The 15,512-nt window shown below is 51.1% G+C and carries 32 protein-coding genes; 31 read left to right on the top strand and 1 reads right to left on the bottom strand.

The genetic code is table 11. The annotated features are described in order from the left end of the window. The first annotated feature begins 86 nt into the window (after positions 1-86). From rpsJ to V8N38_RS23470, 31 genes are all read left to right on the top strand, one after another. The gene (rpsJ, locus tag V8N38_RS23620) at positions 87-398 is read left to right on the top strand and encodes a 30S ribosomal protein S10 (RefSeq protein ID WP_001181005.1); all 312 of its coding nucleotides are present in this window, start codon (positions 87-89) and stop codon (positions 396-398) included. Between the two features lie 32 nt (positions 399-430). After that, positions 431-1,060 carry a 50S ribosomal protein L3 gene (gene rplC, locus V8N38_RS23615; protein ID WP_015379265.1) on the top strand — a complete coding sequence of 210 codons (630 nt, stop codon included), beginning with the start codon at positions 431-433 and terminating at the stop codon, positions 1,058-1,060. 10 nt (positions 1,061-1,070) lie between these two features. Next, positions 1,071-1,676: a 50S ribosomal protein L4 gene (gene rplD, locus V8N38_RS23610; RefSeq protein WP_004929779.1), complete on the top strand. Its 606-nt coding sequence runs from the start codon at positions 1,071-1,073 to the stop codon at positions 1,674-1,676. Beyond that, a complete protein-coding gene (gene rplW, locus V8N38_RS23605; RefSeq protein WP_004929776.1) occupies positions 1,673-1,975 on the top strand; it encodes a 50S ribosomal protein L23 in 303 nt (100 codons plus the stop codon). Before rplD ends, rplW begins: the two co-directional genes overlap by 4 nt. 18 nt (positions 1,976-1,993) lie before the next feature. Then, positions 1,994-2,818: a 50S ribosomal protein L2 gene (gene rplB, locus V8N38_RS23600; protein WP_004929775.1), complete on the top strand. Its 825-nt coding sequence runs from the start codon at positions 1,994-1,996 to the stop codon at positions 2,816-2,818. Positions 2,819-2,832: 14 nt separating this feature from the next. Beyond that, entirely contained in the window at positions 2,833-3,111 is a 279-nt protein-coding gene (gene rpsS / locus V8N38_RS23595) for a 30S ribosomal protein S19 (RefSeq protein ID WP_004929772.1), read from the top strand. Positions 3,112-3,125: 14 nt separating this feature from the next. Continuing rightward, positions 3,126-3,458 carry a 50S ribosomal protein L22 gene (rplV, locus tag V8N38_RS23590; protein ID WP_002223844.1) on the top strand — a complete coding sequence of 111 codons (333 nt, stop codon included), beginning with the start codon at positions 3,126-3,128 and terminating at the stop codon, positions 3,456-3,458. 17 nt (positions 3,459-3,475) lie between these two features. Further along, positions 3,476-4,174, top strand: a complete 699-nt coding sequence (gene rpsC / locus V8N38_RS23585; protein ID WP_004929766.1) for a 30S ribosomal protein S3 — start codon at positions 3,476-3,478, stop codon at positions 4,172-4,174. A 12-nt stretch (positions 4,175-4,186) separates the two neighbouring features. Then, the gene (gene rplP, locus V8N38_RS23580; RefSeq protein ID WP_004929764.1) at positions 4,187-4,597 is read left to right on the top strand and encodes a 50S ribosomal protein L16; all 411 of its coding nucleotides are present in this window, start codon (positions 4,187-4,189) and stop codon (positions 4,595-4,597) included. After that, positions 4,597-4,788: a 50S ribosomal protein L29 gene (gene rpmC, locus V8N38_RS23575; RefSeq protein ID WP_004929762.1), complete on the top strand. Its 192-nt coding sequence runs from the start codon at positions 4,597-4,599 to the stop codon at positions 4,786-4,788. Before rplP ends, rpmC begins: the two co-directional genes overlap by 1 nt. After that, entirely contained in the window at positions 4,789-5,043 is a 255-nt protein-coding gene (gene rpsQ / locus V8N38_RS23570) for a 30S ribosomal protein S17 (RefSeq protein ID WP_004929760.1), read from the top strand. Positions 5,044-5,215: 172 nt separating this feature from the next. Then, the gene (gene rplN / locus V8N38_RS23565; RefSeq protein WP_000613954.1) at positions 5,216-5,587 is read left to right on the top strand and encodes a 50S ribosomal protein L14; all 372 of its coding nucleotides are present in this window, start codon (positions 5,216-5,218) and stop codon (positions 5,585-5,587) included. Between the two features lie 9 nt (positions 5,588-5,596). Beyond that, entirely contained in the window at positions 5,597-5,911 is a 315-nt protein-coding gene (gene rplX / locus V8N38_RS23560) for a 50S ribosomal protein L24 (RefSeq protein ID WP_019456185.1), read from the top strand. Positions 5,912-5,925: 14 nt separating this feature from the next. Further along, the gene (gene rplE, locus V8N38_RS23555) at positions 5,926-6,465 is read left to right on the top strand and encodes a 50S ribosomal protein L5 (RefSeq protein ID WP_004929756.1); all 540 of its coding nucleotides are present in this window, start codon (positions 5,926-5,928) and stop codon (positions 6,463-6,465) included. Positions 6,466-6,478: 13 nt separating this feature from the next. Then, positions 6,479-6,784, top strand: a complete 306-nt coding sequence (gene rpsN, locus V8N38_RS23550) for a 30S ribosomal protein S14 (RefSeq protein ID WP_019456186.1) — start codon at positions 6,479-6,481, stop codon at positions 6,782-6,784. A 30-nt stretch (positions 6,785-6,814) separates the two neighbouring features. Further along, positions 6,815-7,207, top strand: coding sequence for a 30S ribosomal protein S8 (gene rpsH, locus V8N38_RS23545; protein WP_004929753.1), 393 nt, complete (start codon positions 6,815-6,817; stop codon positions 7,205-7,207). A 14-nt stretch (positions 7,208-7,221) separates the two neighbouring features. Beyond that, positions 7,222-7,755 carry a 50S ribosomal protein L6 gene (rplF, locus tag V8N38_RS23540; RefSeq protein WP_004929751.1) on the top strand — a complete coding sequence of 178 codons (534 nt, stop codon included), beginning with the start codon at positions 7,222-7,224 and terminating at the stop codon, positions 7,753-7,755. Positions 7,756-7,764: 9 nt separating this feature from the next. Continuing rightward, entirely contained in the window at positions 7,765-8,118 is a 354-nt protein-coding gene (gene rplR, locus V8N38_RS23535) for a 50S ribosomal protein L18 (protein ID WP_004929748.1), read from the top strand. Positions 8,119-8,132: 14 nt separating this feature from the next. Continuing rightward, positions 8,133-8,633 (top strand): 30S ribosomal protein S5, encoded by a 501-nt coding sequence (gene rpsE / locus V8N38_RS23530; protein ID WP_004929747.1) that lies wholly within the window; start codon positions 8,133-8,135, stop codon positions 8,631-8,633. Positions 8,634-8,639: 6 nt separating this feature from the next. After that, complete coding sequence (rpmD, locus tag V8N38_RS23525) at positions 8,640-8,819, top strand: 50S ribosomal protein L30 (RefSeq protein ID WP_048232028.1); 180 nt, start codon at positions 8,640-8,642, stop codon at positions 8,817-8,819. A gap of 3 nt (positions 8,820-8,822) precedes the next feature. After that, positions 8,823-9,257, top strand: a complete 435-nt coding sequence (rplO, locus tag V8N38_RS23520) for a 50S ribosomal protein L15 (protein ID WP_004929742.1) — start codon at positions 8,823-8,825, stop codon at positions 9,255-9,257. Positions 9,258-9,264: 7 nt separating this feature from the next. Continuing rightward, a complete protein-coding gene (secY, locus tag V8N38_RS23515; RefSeq protein ID WP_004929740.1) occupies positions 9,265-10,596 on the top strand; it encodes a preprotein translocase subunit SecY in 1,332 nt (443 codons plus the stop codon). Between the two features lie 33 nt (positions 10,597-10,629). Continuing rightward, positions 10,630-10,746 (top strand): 50S ribosomal protein L36, encoded by a 117-nt coding sequence (gene rpmJ, locus V8N38_RS23510; protein ID WP_002227352.1) that lies wholly within the window; start codon positions 10,630-10,632, stop codon positions 10,744-10,746. Between the two features lie 148 nt (positions 10,747-10,894). Next, complete coding sequence (gene rpsM / locus V8N38_RS23505) at positions 10,895-11,251, top strand: 30S ribosomal protein S13 (protein WP_004929734.1); 357 nt, start codon at positions 10,895-10,897, stop codon at positions 11,249-11,251. A 16-nt stretch (positions 11,252-11,267) separates the two neighbouring features. Further along, entirely contained in the window at positions 11,268-11,657 is a 390-nt protein-coding gene (gene rpsK / locus V8N38_RS23500; protein ID WP_004929731.1) for a 30S ribosomal protein S11, read from the top strand. A 30-nt stretch (positions 11,658-11,687) separates the two neighbouring features. Next, positions 11,688-12,308 (top strand): 30S ribosomal protein S4, encoded by a 621-nt coding sequence (rpsD, locus tag V8N38_RS23495; RefSeq protein WP_025304496.1) that lies wholly within the window; start codon positions 11,688-11,690, stop codon positions 12,306-12,308. Positions 12,309-12,333: 25 nt separating this feature from the next. Further along, a complete protein-coding gene (locus V8N38_RS23490) occupies positions 12,334-13,323 on the top strand; it encodes a DNA-directed RNA polymerase subunit alpha (RefSeq protein WP_002919219.1) in 990 nt (329 codons plus the stop codon). Positions 13,324-13,363: 40 nt separating this feature from the next. Beyond that, positions 13,364-13,753 carry a 50S ribosomal protein L17 gene (gene rplQ, locus V8N38_RS23485; protein ID WP_004929726.1) on the top strand — a complete coding sequence of 130 codons (390 nt, stop codon included), beginning with the start codon at positions 13,364-13,366 and terminating at the stop codon, positions 13,751-13,753. A 148-nt stretch (positions 13,754-13,901) separates the two neighbouring features. Continuing rightward, positions 13,902-14,276: a DUF1992 domain-containing protein gene (locus V8N38_RS23480; protein ID WP_147840493.1), complete on the top strand. Its 375-nt coding sequence runs from the start codon at positions 13,902-13,904 to the stop codon at positions 14,274-14,276. After that, positions 14,276-14,707: a Zn(2+)-responsive transcriptional regulator gene (gene zntR / locus V8N38_RS23475; protein ID WP_147840492.1), complete on the top strand. Its 432-nt coding sequence runs from the start codon at positions 14,276-14,278 to the stop codon at positions 14,705-14,707. The genes V8N38_RS23480 and zntR overlap by 1 nt, the downstream gene beginning before the upstream one ends. A 75-nt stretch (positions 14,708-14,782) precedes the next feature. Then, positions 14,783-14,989 carry an alternative ribosome-rescue factor A gene (locus V8N38_RS23470; protein ID WP_033639242.1) on the top strand — a complete coding sequence of 69 codons (207 nt, stop codon included), beginning with the start codon at positions 14,783-14,785 and terminating at the stop codon, positions 14,987-14,989. Positions 14,990-15,046: 57 nt separating this feature from the next. On the opposite strand, the gene mscL is transcribed toward V8N38_RS23470, so the two are convergent. After that, positions 15,047-15,463, bottom strand: a complete 417-nt coding sequence (mscL, locus tag V8N38_RS23465) for a large-conductance mechanosensitive channel protein MscL (protein WP_025304493.1) — start codon at positions 15,461-15,463, stop codon at positions 15,047-15,049. Between the last annotated feature and the right edge of the window lie 49 nt (positions 15,464-15,512).

The following is a 15,512-nucleotide window of genomic DNA, read 5'->3' as shown; positions in this document are numbered from 1 at the left end:
TATGTTGACGATTACACTCCCCCATCAATCGAAATGGGTGTGAGGAGTAATTATTTACGTTTATAAATAATTGGAGCTCTGGTCTCATGCAGAACCAAAGAATCCGTATCCGCCTGAAAGCGTTTGATCATCGTCTGATCGATCAATCAACCGCGGAAATCGTCGAGACTGCAAAGCGCACTGGTGCGCAAGTCCGTGGTCCGATCCCGCTGCCAACTCGCAAAGAGCGCTTTACCGTTCTGATCTCTCCGCACGTCAACAAAGACGCGCGCGATCAGTACGAGATTCGCACTCACAAGCGTCTGGTTGACATCGTTGAGCCAACCGAGAAAACCGTTGATGCTCTGATGCGTCTGGATCTGGCTGCCGGTGTAGACGTGCAGATCAGCCTGGGTTAATCAGGTCATTGAGCGATTGAGAGGTTGAAACAATGATTGGTTTAGTCGGTAAAAAAGTGGGTATGACCCGTATCTTCACTGAAGATGGCGTTTCTATCCCAGTAACCGTAATTGAAATTGAAGCGAACCGCGTGACTCAGGTTAAAAGCCTGGACACCGACGGTTACCGTGCCGTTCAGGTTACCACTGGTAGCAAAAAAGCTAACCGTGTAACCAAGCCGGAAGCGGGCCATTTCGCTAAAGCTGGCGTTGAAGCTGGCCGTGGTCTGTGGGAATTCCGCCTGGAAGAAGGTCAAGAATTCGCTGCAGGTCAGGAAATTAGCGTAGAAATCTTCGCTGACGTTAAAAAAGTCGATGTTACCGGTACTTCTAAAGGTAAAGGTTTTGCTGGCACTGTTAAGCGCTGGAACTTCCGTACCCAAGACGCTACCCACGGTAACTCCTTGTCTCACCGCGTTCCGGGTTCTATCGGTCAGAACCAGACTCCGGGCAAAGTGTTCAAAGGCAAGAAAATGGCTGGCCACCTGGGTGATGAGCGCGTAACCGTTCAAAGCCTGGACGTAGTACGTGTTGACGCTGAGCGCAACCTGCTGCTGGTTAAGGGTGCTGTACCGGGCGCAACCGGTGGCAACCTGATCGTTAAACCAGCTGTGAAGGCGTAAGGGGATAGCAATGGAATTAGTATTGAAAGACGCGCAAAGCGCGCTGACTGTTTCCGAAACTACCTTCGGTCGTGATTTCAACGAAGCGCTGGTACACCAGGTTGTTGTTGCTTATGCAGCAGGTGCCCGTCAAGGTACTCGTGCTCAGAAGACCCGTGCTGAAGTAACTGGTTCCGGCAAAAAGCCATGGCGTCAGAAAGGCACCGGCCGTGCGCGTTCAGGTTCTGTAAAGAGCCCGATCTGGCGTTCAGGCGGCGTGACCTTTGCTGCTAAGCCACAGGACCACAGTCAGAAAGTAAACAAAAAGATGTACCGCGGCGCGCTGAAAAGCATCCTGTCCGAACTGGTACGTCAAGATCGTCTGATCGTTGTCGAGAAGTTCTCTGTAGAAGCGCCTAAAACTAAGCTGCTGGCACAGAAACTGAAAGATATGGCTCTGGAAGACGTGCTGATCGTGACCGGTGAACTGGATGAGAATCTGTTCCTGGCAGCTCGCAACCTGTACAAGGTTGACGTGCGCGATGTAGCAGGTATCGATCCGGTTAGCCTGATCGCCTTCGACAAAGTGGTTATGACTGCTGATGCTGTGAAGCAAGTTGAGGAGATGCTGGCATGATCCGTGAAGAACGTTTGCTGAAAGTGCTGCGTGCACCGCACGTATCTGAAAAAGCATCCGCTGCGATGGAAAAAAGCAACACCATCGTTCTCAAAGTTGCCAAAGACGCGACCAAAGCAGAAATCAAAGCTGCAGTGCAGAAACTGTTTGAAGTCGAAGTCAAAGACGTGAACACCCTGGTAGTTAAAGGGAAAGTGAAGCGTCACGGTCAGCGTGTTGGTCGTCGTAGCGACTGGAAAAAAGCTTACGTCACCCTGAAAGAAGGCCAGAATCTGGACTTCATCGGCGGCGCAGAGTAAGTCGGAGGAGTAAGAACAATGGCAATTGTTAAATGTAAACCTACATCTCCGGGTCGTCGCCACGTTGTTAAAGTGGTTAACCCTGAGCTGCACAAGGGTAAACCTTATGCCCCGCTGCTGGAAAAACTGAGCAAAAGCGGTGGTCGTAACAACAATGGCCGTATCACCACCCGTCATATCGGTGGTGGCCACAAGCAACATTATCGTCTGGTTGACTTCAAGCGCAACAAAGACGGTATCCCTGCTGTGGTTGAGCGTCTGGAGTACGATCCGAACCGTTCCGCGAACATCGCGCTGGTTCTGTACAAAGACGGCGAACGCCGTTACATCCTGGCGCCGAAAGGCCTGAAAGCTGGTGACCAGATTCAATCTGGCGTTGATGCTGCAATCAAAGCGGGTAACACCCTGCCGATGCGCAACATTCCAGTTGGTTCAACGGTTCACAACGTAGAAATGAAACCAGGTAAAGGCGGCCAGATGGCTCGCTCCGCTGGCGCCTACGTTCAGATCGTTGCTCGTGATGGTTCCTACGTAACTCTGCGTCTGCGCTCCGGCGAAATGCGTAAAGTTCCAGCTGATTGCCGCGCCACCCTGGGTGAAGTCGGTAACGCTGAACACATGCTTCGCGTTCTGGGTAAAGCAGGTGCTGCACGTTGGCGTGGTGTTCGTCCTACCGTTCGCGGTACGGCGATGAACCCGGTAGATCACCCGCACGGTGGTGGTGAAGGTCGTAACTTTGGTAAGCACCCGGTAACTCCGTGGGGCGTTCAGACCAAAGGTAAGAAGACCCGTAGCAACAAGCGTACTGATAAGTTCATCGTACGTCGCCGTAGCAAAAAATAATTAGAGGATAAGCCATGCCACGTTCTCTCAAGAAAGGTCCTTTTATTGACCTGCACTTGCTGAAGAAGGTAGAGAAAGCGGTGGAAAGCGGTGACAAGAAGCCTTTGCGCACTTGGTCCCGTCGTTCAACGATCTTTCCTAACATGATCGGTTTGACCATCGCTGTCCATAATGGTCGTCAGCACGTACCAGTGTTCGTTTCCGATGAAATGGTCGGTCACAAACTGGGTGAATTCGCGCCGACTCGTACTTATCGCGGCCATGCGGCTGATAAAAAAGCTAAAAAGCGCTAAGGTAGGAGGAAGAGATGGAAACTATCGCTAAACATCGCCACGCTCGTTCTTCTGCTCAGAAGGTTCGCCTTGTTGCTGACCTGATTCGCGGTAAGAAAGTGTCGCAAGCTCTGGAAACTCTGACCTACACCAACAAGAAAGCTGCTGGTCTGGTTAAGAAAGTGCTGGAGTCTGCCATTGCTAACGCAGAACACAACGATGGCGCTGACATCGATGATCTGAAAGTTACGAAAATCTTCGTAGACGAAGGCCCAAGCATGAAGCGCATTATGCCGCGTGCAAAAGGTCGTGCAGATCGCATCCTGAAGCGCACCAGCCACATTACTGTGGTTGTGTCCGATCGCTGAGACTCTGGAGACTAGCAATGGGTCAGAAAGTACATCCTAATGGTATTCGCCTGGGTATTGTCAAACCTTGGAACTCTACTTGGTATGCGAATACCAAAGAATTCGCTGACAACCTGGACAGCGACTTTAAAGTTCGTCAATTCCTGACTAAGGAACTGTCGAAAGCTTCCGTTTCTCGCATCGTTATCGAGCGTCCTGCGAAGAGCATCCGTGTGACCATTCACACTGCTCGCCCAGGCATCGTTATCGGCAAGAAAGGTGAAGACGTCGAAAAACTGCGCAAGGTCGTAGCGGACATCGCTGGCGTTCCTGCACAGATCAACATCGCCGAAGTCCGTAAACCGGAACTCGACGCTAAATTGGTTGCTGACAGCATCACTTCTCAGCTGGAACGTCGCGTTATGTTCCGTCGTGCTATGAAGCGTGCAGTACAGAACGCAATGCGTCTTGGCGCTAAAGGTATCAAAGTTGAAGTAAGCGGCCGTCTTGGCGGCGCTGAAATCGCACGTACCGAATGGTACCGCGAAGGTCGTGTTCCATTGCACACTCTGCGTGCGGACATCGACTACAACACATCTGAAGCGCACACCACTTATGGTGTAATCGGCGTTAAGGTATGGATCTTCAAAGGTGAGATCCTGGGTGGTATGGCTGCAGTTGAACAACCGGAACCGGCTGCTCAACCTAAAAAGCAGCAGCGTAAAGGCCGCAAGTAAGGAGAGTCGCTGATGTTACAACCAAAGCGTACAAAATTCCGTAAGGTGCACAAGGGCCGCAACCGTGGTCTGGCGCAAGGTACGGATGTTAGCTTCGGCACTTTCGGTCTGAAAGCTGTTGGCCGTGGCCGTCTGACTGCTCGTCAAATCGAAGCAGCTCGTCGTGCAATGACTCGTGCAGTTAAGCGTCAAGGCAAGATCTGGATCCGTGTATTCCCGGACAAACCGATCACCGAGAAGCCGCTGGAAGTGCGTATGGGTAAAGGTAAGGGTAACGTGGAGTATTGGGTTGCCCTGATCCAGCCTGGTAAGGTCCTGTACGAAATGGACGGCGTGCCAGAAGAGGTTGCCCGCGAGGCATTCAAACTGGCAGCAGCGAAACTGCCGATCAAAACCACCTTTGTAACTAAGACGGTGATGTAATGAAAGCACAAGAGCTGCGTGAAAAAAGCGTTGAAGAGCTGAATGCCGAGCTGCTCAACCTGCTGCGTGAGCAATTCAACTTGCGCATGCAGGCGGCCAGTGGCCAGCTGCAACAAACTCACCTGTTGAAACAAGTGCGTCGTGACGTCGCACGCGTTAAGACTTTACTGACTCAAAAGGCGGGTGTGTAAATGACTGAAGTTATCCGTACCCTGCAGGGTCGTGTTGTTAGCGATAAAATGGAGAAATCCATCGTTGTTGCTATCGAGCGTACTGTGAAGCACCCGATCTACGGGAAATTCATCAAACGTACGACCAAGCTGCACGTACATGACGAGAACAACGAATGTGGTACCGGCGACGTGGTGGAAATCCGCGAATGCCGCCCACTGTCCAAGACTAAGTCCTGGACGTTGGTTCGCGTTGTAGAGAAAGCGATTCTGTAATAGAGTAGCTGGCTCTCACTTAATAAACGGCTCAGAAAATGAGCCGTTTATTTTTTCTACCCATACCAAGTAAGCGGTGTTATAATGCTGCGCCCTCGGTTATGGGGCTTTTCAACGGCCTAATTTTTACTTGGGTCTTTAAAGTAGTAGTTGACATTAGCGGAGCACTAAAATGATCCAAGAACAGACTATGCTGAACGTCGCCGACAACTCCGGTGCACGTCGCGTAATGTGTATCAAGGTTCTAGGTGGCTCGCACCGTCGCTACGCAGGCGTCGGCGACATCATCAAAATTACCATCAAGGAAGCAATTCCTCGCGGTAAGGTGAAGAAAGGCGATGTTCTGAAGGCGGTAGTGGTGCGCACCAAGAAGGGTGTACGTCGCCCGGACGGTTCTGTCATTCGCTTCGATGGCAATGCATGCGTTATTTTGAACAATAACAGCGAGCAGCCTATCGGTACGCGTATTTTTGGGCCGGTAACTCGTGAACTGCGTAATGAGAAGTTCATGAAAATTATCTCTCTGGCACCAGAAGTACTCTAAGGAGCGAACATGGCAGCGAAGATCCGTCGTGATGACGAAGTTATCGTGATTACCGGGAAAGACAAAGGTAAGCGCGGTAAAGTAAAAAATGTCCTGTCTGCTGGCAAGGTCATTGTTGAAGGCATCAACCTGGTTAAGAAACACCAGAAGCCGGTTCCGGCTCTGAACCAACCAGGCGGCATTGTTGAAAAAGAAGCTGCAATTCAGGTTTCTAACATTGCTATCTTCAACGCGGCTACCGGCAAGGCTGACCGTGTAGGCTTTAGATTCGAAGAGGGCAAAAAAGTCCGTTTCTTCAAGTCTAACAGCGAAACTATCAAGTAATTTGGAGTAATACGATGGCGAAACTGCATGATTACTACAAAGACGAGGTAGTCAAACAACTGATGTCTCAGTTTGATTACAACTCTGTCATGCAAGTCCCTCGGGTCGAGAAGATCACCCTGAACATGGGTGTTGGTGAAGCGATTGCTGACAAGAAACTGCTGGATAACGCCGCAGCGGACCTGGCAGCCATCTCCGGTCAAAAACCGTTGATCACCAAAGCCCGCAAATCTGTTGCAGGCTTCAAAATCCGTCAGGGCTATCCGATCGGCTGTAAAGTAACTCTGCGTGGCGAACGCATGTGGGAGTTCTTTGAGCGCCTGATCTCCATTGCTGTTCCACGTATCCGTGACTTCCGTGGCCTGTCCGCCAAGTCATTCGATGGTCGTGGCAACTACAGCATGGGCGTGCGTGAGCAAATCATCTTCCCAGAAATCGACTACGACAAAGTCGATCGCGTTCGTGGTTTGGATATTACCATTACCACTACTGCGAAATCTGATGATGAAGGCCGCGCGCTGCTGGCTGCTTTTAACTTCCCGTTCCGCAAGTAAGGCAGGGTTACTGATGGCTAAGCAATCAATGAAAGCACGCGAAGTCAAGCGCGTGAAATTAGCTGACAAGTTCTTTGCAAAACGCGTTGAACTGAAAGCTATTATCTCTGATGTGAACGCGTCCGATGAAGATCGTTGGGATGCCGTTCTCAAGCTGCAAACTCTGCCGCGTGATTCCAGCCCGTCTCGTCAGCGTAAACGCTGCCGCCAAACTGGCCGTCCACATGGTTATGTGGGCAAATTCGGGTTGAGCCGTATTAAGCTTCGTGAAGCCGCTATGCGCGGTGAAGTACCAGGCTTGAAAAAGGCTAGCTGGTAATTACCAATTGAATCACGGGAGTAAAGACAGATGAGCATGCAAGATCCGATCGCGGATATGCTGACCCGTATCCGTAACGGTCAAGCCGCGAACAAAGTTGCGGTCACCATGCCTTCCTCCAAGCTGAAAGTGGCAATTGCCAACGTGCTGAAGGAAGAAGGTTTTATTGAAGATTTCAAAATCGAAGGCGACGCCAAGCCTGTTCTGGAACTGGTACTGAAGTACTTCCAGGGCAAAGCTGTGGTAGAAAGCATTCAACGTATCAGCCGTCCAGGTCTGCGCATCTACAAGAAAAAAGATGAGCTGCCAAAAGTTATGGCCGGTTTGGGTATCGCTGTTGTTTCTACCTCTAAAGGTGTTATGACCGATCGTGCAGCTCGCCAGGCTGGTCTTGGTGGCGAGATTATCTGCTACGTAGCTTAATTCGGGAGGAAAGAATGTCTCGTGTTGCAAAAGCACCCGTCGTCATTCCTGCCGGCGTAGAGGTAAAACTCAACGGTCAGGTTATTTCGATTAAGGGTAAAAACGGCGAGTTGACTCGTACTATCCACGACGCCGTTGAAGTGAAGCAAGAAGCTAACGCACTGACTTTCGCTCCGCGCGAAGGTTTTGCTAACGCATGGGCTCAAGCGGGTACCACGCGCGCTCTGCTGAACGCAATGGTTGTTGGTGTTACCGAAGGCTTCACCAAAAAGCTTCAACTGGTAGGTGTTGGTTATCGTGCTGCCGTTAAAGGCAACGTGGTGAATTTGGCCCTGGGCTTCTCTCACCCTATCGATCACCAGCTGCCGGCAGGTATCACTGCTGAATGCCCAAGCCAAACTGAAATCGTGCTGAAAGGCGCTGATAAGCAGGTTATTGGCCAGGTAGCAGCAGATCTGCGCGCTTACCGTCGTCCTGAGCCTTACAAAGGTAAAGGTGTTCGTTACGCCGACGAAGTCGTGCGTACCAAAGAGGCTAAGAAGAAGTAAGGTAACACTATGGATAAGAAATCTGCTCGTATCCGTCGTGCGACCCGCGCACGCCGCAAGCTCCAAGAGCTGGGTGCAACCCGCCTGGTGGTACATCGTACCCCGCGTCACATTTACGCACAGGTGATTGCTCCAAACGGTTCTGAAGTACTGGTAGCCGCTTCTACTTTAGAAAAAGCTATCGCGGAGCAACTGAAGTATTCCGGTAACAAAGACGCAGCAGCAGCCGTAGGTAAAGCTCTGGCTGAGCGCGCGTTGGAAAAAGGGATTGCGAAAGTATCCTTTGACCGTTCCGGTTTCCAATATCATGGTCGAGTCCAGGCACTGGCAGATGCTGCCCGTGAAGCTGGCCTTCAGTTCTAAGGAAGAGGTTTAAGATGGCTCACATCGAAAAACAAGCTGGCGAACTGCAGGAAAAGCTGATCGCGGTAAACCGCGTATCTAAAACCGTAAAAGGTGGCCGTATTTTCAGCTTTACCGCACTGACTGTAGTTGGTGATGGTAACGGTCGCGTTGGTTTTGGCTACGGCAAAGCACGCGAAGTTCCAGCAGCGATCCAGAAAGCGATGGAAAAAGCCCGTCGCAACATGATGAACGTCGCGCTGAACAGCGGCACCCTGCAGCACCCTGTTAAGGGCGCTCACACGGGTTCTCGCGTGTTCATGCAGCCTGCTCATGAAGGTACCGGTATCATCGCGGGTGGTGCAATGCGCGCCGTTCTCGAAGTTGCTGGGGTGCACAACGTATTGGCTAAAGCTTATGGTTCCACTAACCCGATCAACGTGGTTCGTGCAACTATCGACGCTCTGGCGAATATGAAGTCTCCTGAAATGGTCGCTGCTAAGCGTGGTAAATCCGTTGCCGACATTCTGGGGTAATTGACCATGGCTAAGACTATTAAAGTTACACAAACTCGCAGCTCAATTGGCCGTCTGCCGAAGCATAAAGCTACTCTGCTCGGTCTGGGTCTGCGTCGTATTGGTCACACCGTAGAGCGCGAGGATACTCCTGCTGTTCGCGGTATGGTCAACCTGGTTTCCTACATGGTTAAAGTTGAGGAGTAACAGATGCGTTTAAATACTCTGTCTCCGGCTGAAGGTGCCAAGCATGCGCCTAAGCGTGTAGGTCGTGGTATTGGTTCTGGCCTGGGTAAAACCGGCGGCCGTGGTCACAAAGGTCAGAAGTCTCGTTCTGGCGGTGGCGTACGTCGTGGTTTCGAAGGTGGTCAGATGCCTCTGTACCGTCGTCTGCCGAAATTCGGCTTCACTTCACGCAAAGCGATGATCACGGCAGAAGTTCGTCTGTCTGAACTGGCTCTGGTTGAAGGCGATGTTATCGACCTGAACGCGCTGAAAGCCGCTAACGTAGTTGGTGTCCAGATCGAATTCGCGAAAGTTGTACTTTCTGGCGAAGTCGCTCGTCCGGTAACCCTGCGTGGTCTGCGTGTCACCAAAGGCGCTCGTGCTGCTATCGAGGCTGCTGGCGGTAAAATTGAGGAATAAGTAGCAGATGGCTAAGCAACCAGGATTAGATTTTCAAAGTGCTAAAGGCGGGCTCGGCGAGCTGAAGCGCAGACTTTTGTTTGTAATCGGCGCGCTGATTGTCTTCCGTATCGGCTCTTTCATTCCGATTCCTGGTATCGATGCCACTGTGCTTGCCAAATTGCTTGAGCAGCAGAGAGGCACTATCATTGAAATGTTTAACATGTTCTCTGGTGGTGCCCTCAGCCGTGCTTCTATCTTTGCTCTGGGGATCATGCCGTATATCTCGGCGTCGATCATTATCCAGCTGCTGACGGTGGTTCATCCAGCGTTGGCGGAAATCAAGAAAGAAGGGGAGGCTGGCCGTCGCAAGATTAGCCAGTACACCCGTTACGGTACGCTGGTATTGGCCATATTCCAGTCGATCGGTATTGCTACCGGTCTGCCGAATATGCCTGGTATGCAGGGCCTGGTGTTAAACCCAGGCTTTGCATTCTACTTTACTGCGGTTGTGAGCCTGGTGACCGGGACAATGTTCCTGATGTGGCTGGGTGAGCAGATTACTGAGCGCGGTATCGGCAACGGTATCTCGATCATTATCTTCGCGGGTATTGTAGCGGGGCTCCCGCCGGCAGTGGCCCATACTATCGAGCAAGCGCGGCAAGGCGACCTGCACTTCCTCCTGCTGCTGTTGGTTGCAGTATTGGTGTTTGCAGTAACCTTCTTCGTTGTTTTCATCGAGCGTGGTCAACGTCGTATCGTCGTTAACTATGCGAAGCGTCAACAAGGTCGTCGTGTTTATGCAGCACAGAGTACACACTTACCGTTGAAAGTGAACATGGCGGGTGTTATCCCGGCGATTTTCGCTTCCAGCATTATTCTGTTCCCGGCCACGATTGCATCATGGTTTGGGGGCGGTACCGGTTGGAACTGGCTGACTACGATTTCGCTGTATTTGCAGCCAGGGCAACCGCTTTATGTGTTACTCTATGCGTCTGCAATCATCTTCTTCTGTTTCTTCTACACGGCGTTGGTCTTCAACCCGCGTGAGACAGCAGATAACCTGAAGAAGTCCGGTGCCTTCGTACCAGGAATTCGTCCGGGAGAGCAAACGGCGAAGTATATCGATAAAGTAATGACGCGTTTAACCCTGGTGGGCGCGATGTACATTACTTTCATCTGCCTGATCCCGGAGTTCATGCGTGATGCAATGAAAGTACCATTCTACTTTGGTGGTACCTCGCTACTGATCGTGGTTGTCGTCATCATGGACTTTATGGCTCAAGTGCAAACTCTGATGATGTCAAGTCAGTACGAGTCTGCATTGAAGAAAGCAAATCTGAAAGGCTATAACCGCTAGTCAGATTCGTTTGAGAAGTTACGGAGAGTAAAAATGAAAGTTCGTGCTTCCGTCAAGAAATTATGTCGTAACTGCAAAATCGTTAAGCGTAACGGTGTCGTTCGTGTGATTTGCAGCGCCGAGCCGAAGCATAAACAGCGTCAAGGCTGATTATCTCGCATATTTTTCTTGCAAAGTTGGGTTGAGCTGGCTAGATTAGCCAGCCAATCTTTTGTATGTCGCACTGCAACATTATTTGAGTATCCTGAAAACGGGCTTTTCAGAATGGTGTTGCTGTATAAAATAGTAGGAGTGCATAGTGGCCCGTATAGCAGGCATTAACATTCCTGATCATAAACATACCGTTATCGCCTTAACGTCGATCTTCGGTATCGGTAAAACCCGTTCACAGGCTATCTGTGCATCCACGGGTATTGCTGAAAATGTTAAGATCAGTGAGCTGTCTGAAGAGCAAATCGAAAAGCTTCGTGATGCAGTTGCCAAATACACCGTTGAGGGTGATTTGCGTCGTGAAATTACCCTGAGCATCAAGCGTCTTATGGACCTTGGTTGCTATCGTGGTTTGCGTCATCGTCGTGGTCTGCCGGTACGCGGTCAGCGCACCAAGACCAACGCTCGTACCCGTAAGGGTCCGCGCAAGCCGATCAAGAAATAATCGGGGTTATTGAATAATGGCAAAGGCACCTGTTCGTACACGTAAGCGTGTAAGAAAGCAAGTCTCTGACGGCGTGGCTCATATCCATGCTTCTTTCAACAACACCATCGTTACCATCACTGATCGTCAGGGTAATGCTTTGGGTTGGGCAACAGCCGGTGGTTCCGGTTTCCGTGGTTCTCGTAAGTCCACTCCGTTCGCAGCACAGGTTGCAGCAGAACGTTGTGCTGACGCAGTAAAAGAATACGGTATCAAGAACCTGGAAGTTATGGTTAAAGGACCTGGTCCTGGTCGTGAGTCTACTATCCGCGCTCTGAACGCGGCTGGTTTCCGCATCACTAATATTACTGATGTGACTCCGATCCCTCATAACGGTTGTCGTCCGCCGAAAAAGCGCCGCGTGTAACGCAGCTTTTAGGATTGTTGGAGAAAGAAAATGGCAAGATATTTGGGTCCTAAGCTCAAGCTGAGCCGTCGTGAGGGCACAGACCTGTTCCTTAAGTCTGGCGTTCGCGCGATCGATTCCAAGTGTAAAATTGAACAAGCACCTGGTCAGCACGGTGCGCGTAAACCGCGTCTGTCTGATTACGGTGTTCAGTTGCGTGAGAAGCAGAAAGTTCGCCGTATGTACGGCATTCTGGAGCGTCAATTCCGTAACTATTACAAAGAAGCAACCCGCCTGAAGGGCAACACCGGTGAAAACCTGTTGCAGCTGCTGGAAGGTCGTCTGGACAACGTTGTTTACCGTATGGGCTTCGGCGCTACTCGTGCAGAGTCACGTCAGCTGGTTAGCCACAAAGCAGTTATGGTAAACGGTCACGTTGTTAACATCGCTTCTTATCAGGTATCTCCGAATGACGTAGTCAGCATCCGCGAGAAAGCTAAAAAGCAGTCTCGTGTTAAAGCTTCTCTGGAGCTGGCTGAGCAGCGTGAAAAGCCGACTTGGCTGGAAGTTGATGCTGCTAAGATGGAAGGCGTGTTCAAGCGTATGCCTGAACGTACCGATCTGTCTGCGGACATTAACGAACACCTGATCGTCGAGCTTTACTCCAAGTAAAGCTTAGTACCAAAGAGAGGACACAATGCAGGGTTCTGTGACAGAGTTTCTAAAACCGCGCCTGGTAGATATCGAGCAAGTCAGTTCGACGCACGCCAAGGTGACCCTTGAGCCTTTAGAGCGTGGCTTTGGCCATACTCTTGGCAACGCACTGCGCCGTATTCTGCTTTCATCTATGCCGGGTTGCGCGGTGACCGAGGTTGAGATTGATGGTGTACTGCATGAGTACAGCACCAAAGAAGGCGTACAGGAAGATATCCTGGAGATCCTGCTCAACCTGAAAGGGCTGGCGGTGAGAGTTCAAGGCAAAGACGAAGTTATTCTTACCCTGAATAAATCTGGCATTGGCCCTGTGACCGCTGCCGACATCACCCATGATGGTGATGTCGAAATCGTCAAGCCTCAGCACGTGATTTGCCACCTGACTGATGAGAACGCGGCTATCAGCATGCGTATCAAAGTTCAGCGCGGTCGCGGTTATGTGCCGGCTTCTGCCCGAATTCATTCGGAAGAAGATGAGCGCCCAATCGGTCGTCTGTTGGTTGACGCCTGCTACAGCCCTGTAGAGCGTATCGCCTACAATGTTGAAGCTGCGCGTGTAGAACAGCGTACTGACTTGGATAAGCTGGTCATCGAGATGGAGACCAATGGCACGATCGATCCTGAAGAGGCGATCCGCCGTGCGGCCACCATTCTGGCTGAACAACTTGAAGCTTTCGTTGACCTGCGTGATGTACGTCAGCCGGAAGTTAAAGAAGAGAAACCAGAGTTCGATCCGATCTTGCTGCGCCCTGTTGACGATCTGGAATTGACTGTCCGCTCTGCTAACTGCCTCAAGGCAGAAGCTATCCACTACATCGGTGATCTGGTACAGCGTACCGAGGTTGAGTTGCTGAAAACGCCAAACCTGGGTAAAAAATCTCTTACCGAGATTAAAGACGTGCTGGCCTCACGTGGTCTGTCTCTGGGCATGCGCCTGGAAAACTGGCCGCCGGCAAGCATTGCTGACGAGTAACCGGATCACAGGTTAAGGTTTTACTGAGAAGGATAAGGTCATGCGCCATCGTAAGAGTGGTCGTCAACTGAACCGTAACAGCAGCCATCGCCAGGCTATGTTCCGTAACATGGCCGGCTCTTTGGTTCGTCATGAGATCATCAAGACGACCCTGCCAAAAGCAAAAGAGCTGCGTCGCGTTGTTGAGCCGCTGATTACTCTTGCCAAGACCGACAGCGTAGCTAATCGTCGTCTGGCATTCGCCCGTACTCGTGATAACGAGATCGTGGCAAAACTGTTTAACGAGCTGGGCCCGCGTTTCGCGAGCCGTGCCGGTGGTTACACTCGCATTCTGAAGTGTGGCTTCCGCGCAGGCGACAACGCGCCGATGGCATACATCGAGCTGGTTGATCGTGCTGAGTCTCAAGCAGAAGTAGCAACTGCAGAGTAATCTGTAGACGCGTAAAAAAACCGGGCTTGCCCGGTTTTTTTACGTCCAAACCCAGCCAAATGTGCGTAATTCTCCCGCTGCGCTTAAGATCCCCGCCCCTATCCGCTATGCTAAGGCTTCATCATTAGGCTTACCGAGGCTGTCTGTCATGGGGTTGCTCGATCAATGGGCGGAACGTCATATCCTTGATGCCCAGGATAAAGGCGAGTTCGTCAATCTGCCCGGCCAGGGCCAACCGTTGACGCTGGAAGATGACAGCGCGGTACCGGCTGAGCTACGCGCCGGTTACCGTCTGCTGAAAAATGCCGGTTACCTGCCACCGGAGTTGGAAGATCGCAAAGAGGCGTTGACCGTTGCTCGCTTGCTGCAAGGGATTAGCAGTGAGCATCCGGACTATGTCGAACTCAGTAAACGCATGGCGCTGCTAGAGCATCGATTACGTCAGGCTGGGATGAGTACGGATTTCTTGCATGGCGAATATCAGCGTGCATTGGATGGCAAATTCACCCGGGAGGAGAAGTAATGTTCAAGATAGGTCAGTTGGCCAAGCTTGCCGAAGTGACGCCGGATACCGTGCGTTACTATGAAAAGCAGGGCATGATGGATCACAATGTCCGCACCGAAGGCGGCTATCGGTTGTATACCGAACAGGACCTGCAGCGGCTGCGTTTCATTCGCTATGCTAAGCAGCTGGGGTTTACTCTGGAAACGATCGCCGAGCTGCTGTCGATCCGCGTCGATCCTGAGCATCATACCTGCCAAGAGTCGAAGTCGATCGTCGATGCGCGCCTGAGCGAAGTGGAAAGCACGTTGGCGGAGCTGACTCGTATGCGCGAATCGCTGAAGCGGCTGAGTGATGCCTGCTGCGGTACAGCCCATACCAGCAATTATTGCTCTATTCTGGAAGCTTTGGAACAGGGCGCCAGCGATGAAAAAGGCAAAAAAGGTTGCTGACGGCACTTTAATTTTTATACCGCCGGCAGTATTATCGCCTCGTTTTATTACCCCATCTTTTACAGGAGCATTATCATGACGAAATATCGTCACACTAAAGGTCAGATTCAAGATAACGCCATTGAGGCGCTGCTGCATGATCCGCTATTCCGTCAACGAGTAGAAAAGAATGTGAAAGGCAAAGGTAGCTACCGGCGTAAAGAAAAACACAACAAAGGCGGTAACTGGGAGGCCAGTGGTAAACTATCAAGCGATAATTTACCACTGGCCTTCTGGTTTTAAGCATTAAAAAAGCCACCTTCATCAGGTGGCTTTTTATTGGCATAACCAAACGCTGTTTTACAGTTTTGGCTGCTGTTGCTGGCTCAGCAAGTCACGAATTTCCGTCAGCAGTTTCTCTTCTGCGGTAGGTGCTGGCGGCGCTGCCGGGGCTTCTTCCTGCTTGCGGCGCATTTTGTTCATCAATTTAATCGCCAGGAAGATGGCGAAGGCGACAATCACGAAGTCGAATACGGTTTGAATGAATGAACCGTAGTTCATTACCACCGCCGGGACGGCGCCCTGAGCTTCACGTAAAACCAGATGGAACTGTTTAAAGTCGACGCCGCCGATCAGTAGCCCCAGAGGTGGCATGATGATATCGGCCACGAAGGACGAAACAATCTTGCCGAATGCAGCACCGATAATCACACCGACGGCCAAATCGACCACGTTGCCACGCATGGCAAATTCGCGAAACTCTTTCAACATACTCATAGAACGCACCCCTTGCAGAATTAATAACTCAAGTTTAACAAAGCAATTT

Origin of the sequence: Serratia nevei, from assembly GCF_037948395.1 — a bacterium.
GTDB classification, from domain to species: Bacteria; Pseudomonadota; Gammaproteobacteria; order Enterobacterales; family Enterobacteriaceae; genus Serratia; species Serratia nevei.
The sequence above is the reverse complement of the archived record's forward strand: the minus strand, read 5'-3'. Positions and strand labels throughout refer to the sequence as shown.